The sequence below is a fragment of the Micromonospora sp. NPDC049801 genome (assembly GCF_040656575.1).
Taxonomy (GTDB): Bacteria; Actinomycetota; Actinomycetes; order Mycobacteriales; family Micromonosporaceae; genus Micromonospora.
In genome coordinates, this window is the sequence record NZ_JBFAMS010000016.1 from 1 (window position 1) to 11,886 (window position 11,886).

The 11,886-nt window shown below is 69.1% G+C and carries 10 protein-coding genes and 1 tRNA gene; 4 read left to right on the top strand and 7 right to left on the bottom strand.

The window, feature by feature from the left end; translation table 11 throughout:
* Nucleotides 1-54: 54 nt before the first annotated feature.
* From AB0I89_RS25905 to AB0I89_RS25915, 3 genes are all read right to left on the bottom strand, one after another.
* Nucleotides 55-993: a replication-relaxation family protein gene (locus tag AB0I89_RS25905; protein WP_357131840.1), complete on the bottom strand. Its 939-nt coding sequence runs from the start codon at nucleotides 991-993 to the stop codon at nucleotides 55-57.
* 627 nt (nucleotides 994-1,620) lie between these two features.
* Nucleotides 1,621-2,592 carry a replication-relaxation family protein gene (locus AB0I89_RS25910; protein ID WP_357131843.1) on the bottom strand — a complete coding sequence of 324 codons (972 nt, stop codon included), beginning with the start codon at nucleotides 2,590-2,592 and terminating at the stop codon, nucleotides 1,621-1,623.
* A 400-nt stretch (nucleotides 2,593-2,992) separates the two neighbouring features.
* Nucleotides 2,993-3,859: a hypothetical protein gene (locus tag AB0I89_RS25915; RefSeq protein WP_357131846.1), complete on the bottom strand. Its 867-nt coding sequence runs from the start codon at nucleotides 3,857-3,859 to the stop codon at nucleotides 2,993-2,995.
* Nucleotides 3,860-5,832: 1,973 nt separating this feature from the next.
* On the opposite strand from AB0I89_RS25915, the gene AB0I89_RS25920 reads away from it, so the two are divergent.
* The 4 genes from AB0I89_RS25920 (at nucleotide 5,833) to AB0I89_RS25935 (ending at nucleotide 9,240) form a co-directional block, all read left to right on the top strand.
* Nucleotides 5,833-6,141, top strand: coding sequence for a helix-turn-helix domain-containing protein (locus tag AB0I89_RS25920; protein ID WP_357131849.1), 309 nt, complete (start codon nucleotides 5,833-5,835; stop codon nucleotides 6,139-6,141).
* Between the two features lie 88 nt (nucleotides 6,142-6,229).
* Nucleotides 6,230-7,708 carry a tyrosine-type recombinase/integrase gene (locus AB0I89_RS25925; protein ID WP_357131852.1) on the top strand — a complete coding sequence of 493 codons (1,479 nt, stop codon included), beginning with the start codon at nucleotides 6,230-6,232 and terminating at the stop codon, nucleotides 7,706-7,708.
* A gap of 174 nt (nucleotides 7,709-7,882) precedes the next feature.
* Nucleotides 7,883-8,248, top strand: coding sequence for a helix-turn-helix transcriptional regulator (locus AB0I89_RS25930; protein ID WP_357131855.1), 366 nt, complete (start codon nucleotides 7,883-7,885; stop codon nucleotides 8,246-8,248).
* The gene (locus tag AB0I89_RS25935; protein WP_357131859.1) at nucleotides 8,245-9,240 is read left to right on the top strand and encodes a hypothetical protein; all 996 of its coding nucleotides are present in this window, start codon (nucleotides 8,245-8,247) and stop codon (nucleotides 9,238-9,240) included. The genes AB0I89_RS25930 and AB0I89_RS25935 overlap by 4 nt, the downstream gene beginning before the upstream one ends.
* 147 nt (nucleotides 9,241-9,387) lie before the next feature.
* On the opposite strand, the gene AB0I89_RS25940 is transcribed toward AB0I89_RS25935, so the two are convergent.
* From AB0I89_RS25940 to AB0I89_RS25955, 4 genes are all read right to left on the bottom strand, one after another.
* Nucleotides 9,388-9,462 (bottom strand) — tRNA-Lys (locus AB0I89_RS25940).
* A 74-nt stretch (nucleotides 9,463-9,536) separates the two neighbouring features.
* Nucleotides 9,537-10,166, bottom strand: coding sequence for a GNAT family N-acetyltransferase (locus AB0I89_RS25945; RefSeq protein ID WP_357131862.1), 630 nt, complete (start codon nucleotides 10,164-10,166; stop codon nucleotides 9,537-9,539).
* 36 nt (nucleotides 10,167-10,202) lie between these two features.
* Nucleotides 10,203-11,171 carry a hypothetical protein gene (locus AB0I89_RS25950; RefSeq protein ID WP_357131865.1) on the bottom strand — a complete coding sequence of 323 codons (969 nt, stop codon included), beginning with the start codon at nucleotides 11,169-11,171 and terminating at the stop codon, nucleotides 10,203-10,205.
* A 32-nt stretch (nucleotides 11,172-11,203) separates the two neighbouring features.
* Nucleotides 11,204-11,881 (bottom strand): GPP34 family phosphoprotein, encoded by a 678-nt coding sequence (locus tag AB0I89_RS25955; protein WP_357131868.1) that lies wholly within the window; start codon nucleotides 11,879-11,881, stop codon nucleotides 11,204-11,206.
* Between the last annotated feature and the right edge of the window lie 5 nt (nucleotides 11,882-11,886).

Genomic DNA, 11,886 nt, shown 5'->3' on the forward strand with positions numbered 1-11,886 from the left:
GCGGCTTGTGGCGGCCTGCAGGCCGCCACATGCCGCCGTGTGTTGCGCTCCCCCTCATTGGGCGGCCGGCTCGTCGGGGGTGGGCTGATGGTGGGTGGGGTATTGGTCGTCGTGGTGGGTGTCGGTGTAGGGCAGGTCGATGAGGCGGTGCCGGCCGCTATGGCCGGGTAGTTGCCAGATCTGGTGGGCGGGGCTGGCTGCGAGGGCGGTGCGTAGTTCGGCGGTGGTGGTGGCGATGGCCGCCTTCGGGTCGGTGCCGGCGAGGCGGTGGTGCAGGTTCGCCTCGCGGCGGGCTGAGGGGAGGTGAAACAGCACCGGCCACGCCCAGGTGCTCAGGAGGTAGAGCCGCTCGTATTTGATGATTTTGTCGATGAGGACCTGCAGGTTCTCACCGCTGGTGTCGTACTCGAGGAAGAACGGCACGGACCGTTCGTGCTCTGTCCATATCCCGGCGCCGTCCGGGCGGGGGAGGCCCGTCGCTCCGGCGAGGATGAGGTGCGGGTTGGCGCCTTTGCGGTAGAGGGTGCCGGGTTCGTGGTAGGCCGACGCGGGCTGCCAGCGGACGAGGTCGCTGTCGGGGTGGGTGCGGGCGTGGGCGGCGAGGTCGATGAAGACCTGGTTGCCGCCGAGCAGGTGTGGCAGGTCCGGCCGGCGGGTGAGGGAGTGTTTGCGGCGGCGGGCTTGGTCCCGGCGGCCTCGTGGGAGTCCGCGTTGGGCGTGGACGTGGTCGTAGCCGAGTTGGTCCAGGACGTAGTGGTAGGGGTGCGAGCCTCCGTCGGCTTTGTTGGGTCGGAACCGGTCGACTGCCCGCAGGGCGGTGAGGCGGCGGAGCCGGCGTTGGGTGAAGTCCAGGGATGGGAACAGGGCGGCGGCGATCTGGTTGGTGGTGAGCACGCCGTGGTCGTAGAGCCAGCCCAGGAGCCGGTCGTCGCGGGCGGTGATGCTGGCCTGCAGGCGCAGCAGTGGGTCCGCGGTCGGTAGGTGTTTACCCATGGGCACAAGCCCTGGGGGAGAGACCCGAGACTGGAGGGTCTGTCTGGAGCGGTCCCGGACTGCTGACAGCGGGGTTGACCTGGGCTGTGAGCGGCCGTGCGGGGTCAGGTTGGGGGTCAGGATCAAGACGGACGGTAGAACGGAGACCAGCACTGACCGCTGAAGCGCCGGGCACAGCGGGTTCGGCGTGACGATGCGTTGAGGGTGGGTGTGAGCCGGGCCGGTGACGCTGGTGAGGTTCGCGTTGCGGGGTGATCATCGTTGTTGCTCCAAGGTCACAGGTGCGAGTGGGTGTGAGGTTGGTGCGCCCCGGGGCTGCAGCGGGCGAAAAGCAACCGGAGGCCCGTAGTCGCTGTCCGCAAGCCTGGTTGGACATGCCAACCTGCCCGGTCTGGCGCGTGTGACGAACGTCCGGTGATACGGGCAGTCAGCCAGCCGTCGATCGAAGTTGGTCACAGCGTCTGTGACCTGCGGTGTGAGAGCCGCACGCGTTGCCGTTCGGGTTCGAAGCGAACAGCAACCTCCGGTAGTCCTCCTGACAGTGACCGGGTGATCGCTTCGTTGGGCCGCCCCGGTCTGCTCCTCGACCGGCCCGGGTGGGCCGGTCGAGGAGCAGTGGTCGGTTGGTCAGGGGCGCGGCGGGTAGCGGTACTCGCCGTTGGCAACGGATTCTTCGTAGGGGCGCTCGGGGTCGTAGATGGGGTGTGGGGCTCGGGGCCGTACCTCCTTGAAGGTCACGGTGTCGGGCGGCCACTGATCGGGGGTGTGGGGAAGGTCGGTCAGGGCGAGGCGGTGTGTCTCGCCGATCGGCTGCCAGACCGCATCGGCCGGGTGGCCGTGCTCGGGGTTGCTGGTGACGACGGTGAGGTTCCGCGTGTTGCGGCGCTCGAGGTAGCGGCGCAGTTCCTGCTCGCGTTGCGGGTCGGCGGCGTGGAACAGAAGGGTCGCCAGGCCGGTTTGTTCGGCCAAGTGCCGGTAGGCGTGGATGCGGTCGGCGAGGTCGGCGGGACGGATCTCGCCAGGGTCGGGCTGGTACCAGAACGCGTGGCGGTCGCGGTGGTGGATGTACTCGCCGTGCCAGGCGGTATGCCGTGCTGCGGTGACGTATCGGCAGGTGCGCGGTGACCACCAGGTGCGTAGGTCACTACCGGGTTCGCTGAGCGCGCGGGTCGCGAGGTTGACGAAGAAGGTGTTGGCCTGCAGCAGGCCGGGCAGCTCCGCATGTTCGCGGAGCCGGTCGCGGGCCCGGTACACCTGCGCCGGGGTGACATCGCGGTCTTCGCCGAGTGGGGTGAGTTGGGCGCCGATCGGGCCGAGGCACCACCACGAGGTGTCGACGGTGGCAGCGGTGCCGGTGTTCCAGAGGCGGTCGATCCAGCCGCGGCGGGCGAGGATCGCCAGACGTCGGGTGGCAGACGCCGTGGTGGTGGCGAAGCCGAGTGCGGTGAGCTGCGCGGTGGTCAGGACGCGGTGCTCGGCGAGCATCTCGACGGCCCACCAGTCGGGCAGGCGCATGCGGCCGCTCTCGGCCAGGAGCAACTCCGCCGGGATCGGTCGGGTGGACGGGACAGTGAACTGGGGATGGTAGGTGGTCGACATGACCGGTACCTCCAAGATGGCGCCACCCCGGCAGGGGTGACAGGGGTGAATGAATGCCTGGGCGACCGCGTCGGTGCGGCGCACCTCGGGCGGATCACGCCACCGCGGTCGTGCGTCGCGGCGGGTGACAGGGCAACGGCTCGCCGGTTTCGTGCCCGGACGGCAGCCCGGGCACGGAGCCGGCTGGTCCGCGCGGCCGGATCACCGGCCGGTCGTGCGGTACGGCGAGAATCCGAGCGCGGCTTGTGGCGCCGTCATTAAGGAACCGCCGTTTGTGTGCTCTGGCGAACGCCTGCCCCACTCACAGCCACTCACAACGAGGGGTCTTCTCAGGTGAGGTGATCCGTCCCAGGAGCTCTCACCGGGGGAAGTGACGGCGCCGCGAGAAGAGGGAGCCGGCCTAGGCGACTGCCGTTGACGTGGAGGCAGTGGTGGCGAGGCGGCGGCGGCTGGCGGCGCGCAGACTGGCCCGGCGTTCGGCTTGCGCCGCCAACGCCTCGGCGGCCTGCGGGGACGCCGCGCCGGTCAGCATGCCGCTGGCCAGGGCGTCGGCGAGGCGGGTGTCGATGCGACCCAACCGCATGCGCAGGGCGTCGGTGCTGATGCCCATCCGGGCCGCGATCGGATCCATGGCCCGCAGTCCCAGTCGCACGTCGATGTAGGGCTGCTCGTCGTCGGCGTCGAGGATCCCCAGGCGCACCGCGCGGCGTACCAGCACGTCCGGATGCCCGTAGGGCACCTGCGGAGTCCGAGGTCCCGTGACGCGCTCCACGTCCTCAACCAGAACGAACTCACTGGCCTGCTGGCGCAGCGCGTGCCCGGCGCGCCACCCGGCCCGGCACAACGACGCGTACGGTGCCCGGCGGGCCACGTCCACGTGGTCCCGCAGCGCCGCCAGGAATCCCGCGAGGATCTCCGCGCTGATGTCGTCGGGGTCACCGCGGTAGCCGTCAGACAAGCGCCTGGCGTAGCGGCGTAGCGCCGGCATCGCCATGCCGACCGCGGCGATGACCCACTGCGGCCCGTCCAGGCGGGCGCGACGGATCAGCTCCCGCCACACCGCGTCGCGAGCGGTGTAGGCGCGCGGGTTGGCCAGTAGCCAGTCCCGCAGCGTCGGCAGCGCCACGACGCCTCTTGGCAGGCCGTCATCCGGACCGAACATGTCGAGGTCGAGGGACAGGGGCGCCGGGTCGCTGGTCAGCGCGGCGAACGCGACGTCGACGGCGTCCAGGGGTGCGGCAGGGAAGATCGTGTCGGACACACTCATGATCAGTACTCCTAGGCCAGTGAGGCCATCGGGCGTCGCCGTCGTGTTCTGGCGACGCTGGAATGCCGATTACGCCACGACTGACTCACAGGCACTCACAGCGCAGGTCAAGCCGGCTTTCGCGCCCAGCGGGCCGCTGCGGCGCCTCGCCCGAAACTCCGGACCCGAGGCCGGCACCAGGCGGGTGATTCGGACGGGCCGCGGTACGGCTGAGCAGGGCTGTGAGCCACCGACGCACGCCAGGCGCCGCACCCCGACGGCTCCGCGACGAGGCCGCGATCGTCGGGGGCGCCCACCGCTCACAGTCACTCACAGCGGCTCACAGACGCTCACACGGCCGTCTGGTCTGGCACTGATGACGTTCGCGCCGGCGGTTGGCGCACAGCGGGAGCCGTTGATGGCGGGCGGCGCGACGGCCGCAACCATGATCAGGGTCAGATTCGGTGGCACGAACCGCGAGCCCACCGGTCACGCCTCAGCACTCGAACCGATCTTCGTGCCATCGAAGGTGAACCGCCCCTTGTGTGCTCTGGCGAACGCCTGCCGAACTCACAACCGCTCACAGCGCCTCGCCACGCCGACCGGACGGCAGCAGTCAGCTCGCTGCCTAGGGGTCCCGACCAGCGCCGTGAGGGGCAAGCACCGCCGGTGTCAGAGGCGCATGACGGCCAATGTCCACGGTCCCTAAACCCTGTCACTCACAGAGACTCACAGCCGCTCACAAGGGCTCACAGCGGCTCACGGGCCGACGCAGGGCAGGTGGCCAACCTCGTCGGCACGGCAGGTCGACGGACGACCGTTGTCACGCGAACAATGTCATCGAAAACAGTCGATGACATTGTCCGCGTGAGGATGGCCACGGCCACGTGACAGGACTGGCGACAGGGCACCGGTCACGTGTCCGGACACGGCCGTGACACCAACGCCAACTCAACGACGACCGGCGTTGCCATCGCGTAGGCAACATGATTCGTAGGTAGTCAGAACTTCTGCCACTACGGCCTGGCCAGCGTCCGAGATGACGCGAACGTCATCGACGTTCATCGTTGACAAAGTGTCCGGCAGGGTCGCTGAGCAGGCCCGGGACAGTTCGTGAACACGTGACACGGGACATCCGCGCGCCAGCGTTGGCCATCCCGGCGCGCCGCCACCACGCCACTCGGACAGGCCCGCAGGCAGCCCGCCATGACCGTCGCGCCCCTGCCGCATATACCCTCCGACAACAGTGTCCATCTATGAACATGAGTGCCGGTTCGCCTGTCGCGATCGCGTTCATGTCATGTCTGCGCCACCGGCACGTGTCACGTTGGCACGGCGTCAGATGTCCGCAAGTCGTCACACCATCTGCCGTGACATCGACAGGACTCACTGCCAGATCGGCCGGTGTGACACGTCGGCACGCGAACGCGGCACGGGCGGACCCAGAAGAGCGGTGGGCCCGCGACGGCGTGAGGTCCTCGACCCACGCCCAGCCCGCCACACCGCGCCAGCGGCTCACGGCACCACACCGGCCCCGACGACGAGCTCGGTCAGGAACTCCTCCGAGTTGACGACGTCGACAGCGGTGACGGAATCTCTGGCAGCGGTCACGAACAGAGAGCAGGGTCAGCTGCGAAAGACCGATGGTCCACGGGTGGCTTTGTGAGTCGTTGTGAGCGGTTGTGAGTTCGGCAGGCGTTCGCCAGAGCACACAAACAGGGGTTTAAGGGTGTCAGAGCCCGACCCGGCCGGCGCAGAGTCGGTTTCGACTTGAGCGAGCTCCACGTCGCACCACCACGACCCCTGCCCGCCTCGTACCGGCTCGGTCCGTTCCCTGACCGGCCACCGGCGTCCGGACGCTACCTGACGCCACCAGCGCCGCAGGCCGATCGTCGCCATCGGATCGACGCCACGTCGCCTGCCGCCTCACCCCCACCCTCCCGAAACCATCCCGGCGACGCCGTCGCCTTCTCCCACTGCGAAGGACCACCGCGATGAGCACCCCTGAACCTCACGTCGAGCACACACAGCCCGTCCGCACCGTCGAGGACCTCCCACCTGGCACATGGACTACCGAGCGGATCCGCGCCCTGGGCATGGTCACCGACCTGAGCACCGCGGCCCGGATCTTCGGGCTGTCCCGTTCCGTCGCCTACGACCTGGCCAAGCGCGGCGAGTTCCCGGTCGCCGTGCTGCGCTTCGGCAGCCGCTACCGGGTGCCGGTCGCCGCCATCCTCCACGCCCTGCACCTACCCGACGGCGACGACAGCCATCAGCCACCTAATCGCCGGGGGACGACTTGATCGTCGGCGGAAGGCACGCGTGGATCACCCCGTACGAAATCCGCAGCCACCGGCTGCCGAACACCCCACCCGAGGGAGACAACTGATCATGGCGGAAGGATCCGTCTTCAAACGCTGCGCGTGCCGCGACGGCAACCGGCGCAAACTCGGCAACCACTGCCCGCAGCTGCGCCGGCCCAGCGGAGCGTGGAACCCCAACCACGGCCGGTGGGCCTACCAACTCGAACTGCCCACCCACCCCGGCCAGCCGCGCCGGCAACTACGCCGCAGCACCTTCGACACCCGCGACGCCGCCACCGGCGACCGCGACCACGCCAAAGCCCTACTCGCCCTCGCCGCTGACGACCCGGCAGTCGTCGCCGAGATCGCCGACATGCTCCTCGCCGTCACCGCCGGCGCACCACTGCCGGACCGCGACACCATCGCCCGACGGGTACGCGCCGGACTGCCCGCCACCGTCACAACCACCGTCGGCGAGTACCTGCAGTCGTGGCTGGCATCCCGCCGCAGCCTCAGCAGCGTCCAACCCAACACCCTGCTGGCCTACGAGTCGCACATCCGCGTCCACCTGGTCCCACACCTCGGCACCATCGCCCTGGTGAAACTACGGGTGGAGCACGTCGAAGCCATGTTCGCCGCCATCGCCGACCGGAGCACCGCCATCGAGATCGCCCGCCAGAGCGACGACCCCGCCATCCGCGCCAGCGTCCGCGGCCTGCGCACCACCAAACCGGCCAGCATGCACCGCATCCGCGCCACTCTGCGCAAGGCACTCAACGACGCCATCCGCCGCGGCAACAACCGGCTCATCGACTTCAACCCCGCCGCCCACATCGAACTGCCCTCCGGGGTACGCCCCAAAGCCCGGGTGTGGACCGCCAAAGCTGTTCAGCGGTGGCGCGACACCGGTGAGCGGCCCAGCCCGGTCATGGTGTGGACCCCGCAGCAGGCCGGCGCGTTCCTCGACCACGCTGAAGAGCACGACGTCGCCCTCTACCCGCTGTTCGCGCTCATCCTGCATCGCGGGTTGCGCCGTGGCGAGGCCGTCGGACTCACCGACGCCGCCGTCGACCTCGACAACTCGATGATCAGCGTCACCCAACAGATCGCCACTCACGGCTACACGCCCGTGATCAAGAAGGTCAAGTCCGAGTCCGGCAACCGGATCATGGCGATGGCCAGCATCACCCGCGTCGTCCTGCGGGCCCACCACGCCCGCCGCACCCAGTGGAAACTTGCCGCCGGCCACGCCTGGCCCGACACCGGGCTGTTCTTCGTTCAACCTGACGGGCAGCCCTGGCACCCCTACGCCGTCACCGACCGCTTCGAGGTCCTGGTCCGCGACGCCGACCAACCCCCGATCCGGCTGCACGACCTGCGGCACTGCGCGGCCACCTACCTCAAAGCCGCCGGCGCCGACCTCAAGGACATCCAGGAACTCCTCGGCCACTCCTCGGCCGCCATGACCGACGTATACACCTCGGTCATCGCCGAACTCGACGTCGAACGCGCCAAAGCCGAAGCCGCCGCTGAACTACTCCCCCGCCGACGCAAGCGCGCAGCGTAGACAGACAGCCCTCGCCAGGCGGGGGCGGCAGCCCTCGGGTTGCCGCCCCCGCCGACGAGTTCGACGCCATCCGTTGCGACGTAGACCTTCGCCGCGAGCAGCAGGACAGAGCTCAACTCAAGACGTTGCGTCGTTTTGCCCTTGCCATACCTTTGTGCCCGATATATTGCGAAGGTGAATGCACCTCTGCGGGAACCGACCTTCTGGATCCTGACCGCACTCGCCGGCCCGCCTATGCATGGTTACGGGATCATCAGAGCTGTGGCGGCCCTGTCCGAGGGCCGGCTCTCCATGCGGCCTGGCACCCTGTACGGCGCGCTTGACCGACTGGTGGACGCCGGCCTCATCGAGGCCGACCGAGAGGAGATCGTTGACGGCCGCCAGCGCCGCTACTACCGCCTCTCCGTAACCGGTAATGCCACCCTCGCCACCGAGACCGAGCGCATGCGGCGCAATGTGGAGGCGGCGAGCGCCCGCCTGGGCACCTTGGCCCCCGCCGCCAGACCCATTGCCCCACGCGCCTTGGGGGGTCTGGCATGAGGGACCTGGAACGCCGTTACCGGCAGCTGCTGCGGTTCTACCCCGCTGGCTACCGCCAGGCACGGGGCGGCGAGATCGTCGGTACCTATCTCGACTTGGCGGACCCCGATCGCCACTGGCCGTCGATGTTCGACGTCACGGATGTGCTGGCTGGAGGTGTCCGTGAGCGCCTACGCGCTGCCGGCGCCGCTGACCTCATACCTGGCGTACGCCTCGCCGCTGTTCTCAGCTTCATCGCCGCGACCGCTCTCGCGGGTTTCTGGGGAGCCGCCGAGGTGGTCACCAGCTCGGCCAGCTGGGGCGCGCCAGCCTTCGGGCCATTCGCTACCACCGGCGTCGTCCTGTGGAGCTTTTGGCTGCTGGCGGCCGTCGTTTATGTCATCGCTCCGGCCCGGTGGGCACGCGTCGCCATCGGACTGGCACTGTTCCTCACCGTCGCGGTGGTGCCCGTTGCCGCCCTGTTTGAGTTGCCCCGCCCGTACTTGTTCGTTCTAGTGCCCCAGGTGACGCTAGGCCTGTTGGCGCTGACAATCCCCTCCGACACGGCGCGACGCCAACAACTCACGCCCTTGGCGGTCGCATCGGTGGCAGCCCTCATCGCAGTTGGGGTCCTGTCCGGGAGGAGCTCATGGTTCTACCGGTTCAGTTTCGGGGCCGCGTTCCTTCCGGAAACCGGCGCGGCTCTCCTACTGACCGCCATGCTGGCCGCGATCGTACTGTCGCTGCGCGGTGATGCCCGAGGGCTTTGGGCTCTTCTTGTCCTGCTCACGCCGATCGGACTGCTGGGTCTGTACCCCCTGACCGAAAACATCGCCCCGGTCGTGGGTGCTAGTTACGCCGACTTCCGCGTCGTCACCGGGACGACTGCTGCCATATTCCTCGTGGGCGGAACCACCCTGGCCGCGGCGCTCGCAATCCGCGCACGGTACAGCGCGATGGCCAACACTCGGGCGCTACCCGTACACGATCGGTGCCCGAACTGCGGCAAATAGCGGGCTACGGACGTGCCAGCACTGGTCGAACTGATTCCCGTGTCGAGCGGTAGTAGACCTTGCAGGAAGACAAGGACTGACCGCGTGGGCCGAACTCTCGATGTGGTCGCCCTGGTCGCCGGCCGGGTCGGCTGAGCAAGCGCTTGATGGTGGGCCGCCTGGGACTCGAACCCAGAACCTAAGGATTAAAAGTCCTCAGCTCTGCCATTGAGCTAACGGCCCTCTGCGCTATCAGGCTACCCGACCACCTGTGCCCGGGTTGATGTCCGCCCCCGGTCCAGACGAGCGATGCTGATCTACGCCCGCCGCGACTCCTGAGCGGTGATGGCCAACAGCCGATCGCCGTCTGACTCGGGGTTGCGGCGCATCGGGTGAAGGGTTGGACCGTCCGGCAGGATGATCGGCGGACGGAGCGTGTAGCCGTGCCGGCGGTAGAGGTCACTGTGCGAGGTGGTGCTGGTCCAGGACGGCAGGCCTACGTGGTCGAGGCGGCTGCGGTGGTGGGCGAGCATGACGGTGCCGTAGCCGGCACCTGTGCTGCTGGGCCGCACCGCGAGAAACGCCAGCTCGTAGTGGGGCTCGGTGGGCCGCGCCTTGGCGAGCAACCGATCGAGAATGTCGAAGCGGCCGGTGTGCGGGCCTGCCGCGTCGGCCAGCCGCATCTGGTAGTGCGCCGGTGGCGGAATGCTGCGGTATCGGTGGAAGCCGACGGTGGCGGCGGCGTCCTCAGTGAGGTGGATGTCGCCGTAGAACATGGCGTGTTCGATCCAGATGCCGAGGACGTCAGTGAGGATCCGGCGGCGTGGTCCTGCGTCGGGGATCAGCCATGTTGCGAGAGGGCTGGGATGCAGTGCGTCGGCGATGAGCGCGGCGACGTGGTCTCTGTCCGCCCAGCGGGCGGCGCGGATGCGCGTTACAGCGTCCATGGCGAGATTTCCCTTCGAGATTGCCGGTTGCGCAGGTCAGGAGTTGCCGCTGCTGCTGGCACGAGCGTGAACGAGGAACAGGTGGTAGTCGTCGACCAGGGGGGCGGTCCGGTCGCTGCCAGGTGGCGGTGTGAGCGCGGCTCTTTCGTAGGCGAGTAGTTCGCCCGTGCTCGGGTTGAGGATCAGCAGGAAGCGGATGTCGTCGGCGGTGGCGCTGACGCCGACGCCGGTTCGGCCCGCCCGGTCGGTCACCGAGCCGTGGTACGCGATGCCGGGGGTGTCGCGCAGGACGGTGAGGACCGCGGTGCGGGCTGCTTGGTTGGGAGTACGCCAGCCGAGCAGGCTGACGAGGCCGCGAATGACCGCGGTGGGTCCGAGGAATCGGGGCTGGGTGGCGTTGATGTGCGCACTGAGCGCCGCCGGGTCGGCAGCGATCGGCCCGATGGGTCCATCCAGCTCACCGGGCTTGTAGGTGCTGTCGTCGGTGGGCCGCTTACCGGTGGGGTAACGGCTACGGATGACGCGTCCGGAGGCATCGTCGGCACGCCAGCGCTGCTCTTCGAACAGCACGATCCGCGTGGTGGTGCTGTTGCCGGCGATCGTGGTGTCCGTGGCCCATTGCAGCAGGTGGACGTAGGCGAACCGGCCCGGGACGGCGTCGCAGCCGGACCACCCAACCGTGACCGCTTCCAAAGCCTGCCGCGCAGGGGCCGACTCCGGCAGATACGTCGGCGATGGGTCGAGTTTCTGCTGTGCGCGTGCCTTGAGCTGCGCCGCGGTCAGGGCGGCGGGTGACGGACAGGGCGACGCGGCCGACCGGACCGGGTCAGTGGTGGAAGGTGAGGGCGGGGATTGGGCTGGCCCGGCGGCACCCGTCCAGTTCGGGATAGCTGTGGCGGTGGCGAGGAGGCCGAGCGCGCAGACGGCGGCAGTGACCTTTACGGCTCGCCGGCCCAGCGGGTGGGGCGTCTCGGTCGCGGGTCGCACATGGGGCAGGTTGTTCACGGTCAGCTTTCTCGAGGTGAGGTGAATTGGGGCTAGCGGTAGGTGGCCGTGGCGAGGTCTCCCACGGCGGCGTCTACAGCGGCGGTGATGTCGCGTACCGGCTCGTAGTGCTGCCCGGCGATGGCCTTCAAGCGAGCCGTCAGGGTGGTGATGTCGTCGTCGAGGTAGAGGTGGCTGGTAAGGCCGAGATCGGCGACGAGGCCGGCGAGAGCGGCGGTGTGGTTGTCGGGTTGTTCGCGGCCAGCCGCGAGGTAGCGCAGTCGGGAACGGGCCACGACGGCCCATTTGCTGTCGGTGGCGAGGTAGGTGTCGGCGCGTATGAGGCCGCCGAGGCGCCGTCGGGTGTGCTGTCGCAGGATCCCGCCGGCGACGAGGCCGGCGCGGGTGCGGTCGTAGAGGTCGTCGGAGTACCCGCGCAGCCACCCCCGCAGCGGTGGGTGGGCGTGGCGGATGGCGGCGGTCACGCCGTCGGCGATCAGGTCCCCGACCGGCCTGTCGATGTGCGGGTGGATCCGTTGGTGGCTGGCCGGGCGGGTGTCGTCGTTCGGGTCGAGGGTCACCCGCCCGGCCAGGTACAGGTCGATCAGGACCGCGCCCGCGAGGCCGAGGGCGAGGGTTTGCCGGTGCACGTGGGGGTGTCCGGTGTCGTCGTCGTGGCCGAGGAGGAACAGCTCGTCGCGCAGCGGCAGGCGCGGGATCGACGCAGTCATTCGAA

Coding starts and splice junctions, on each gene's coding strand:
- AB0I89_RS25945 (WP_357131862.1), bottom strand. CDS start 10,166: ATGGACGCTGTAACGCGCATCCGCGCCGCCCGCTGGGCGGACAGAGAC.
- AB0I89_RS25935 (WP_357131859.1), top strand. CDS start 8,245: ATGAGGGACCTGGAACGCCGTTACCGGCAGCTGCTGCGGTTCTACCCC.
- AB0I89_RS25910 (WP_357131843.1), bottom strand. CDS start 2,592: ATGTCGACCACCTACCATCCCCAGTTCACTGTCCCGTCCACCCGACCG.
- AB0I89_RS25905 (WP_357131840.1), bottom strand. CDS start 993: ATGGGTAAACACCTACCGACCGCGGACCCACTGCTGCGCCTGCAGGCC.
- AB0I89_RS25955 (WP_357131868.1), bottom strand. CDS start 11,881: ATGACTGCGTCGATCCCGCGCCTGCCGCTGCGCGACGAGCTGTTCCTC.
- AB0I89_RS25920 (WP_357131849.1), top strand. CDS start 5,833: ATGAGCACCCCTGAACCTCACGTCGAGCACACACAGCCCGTCCGCACC.
- AB0I89_RS25925 (WP_357131852.1), top strand. CDS start 6,230: ATGGCGGAAGGATCCGTCTTCAAACGCTGCGCGTGCCGCGACGGCAAC.
- AB0I89_RS25915 (WP_357131846.1), bottom strand. CDS start 3,859: ATGAGTGTGTCCGACACGATCTTCCCTGCCGCACCCCTGGACGCCGTC.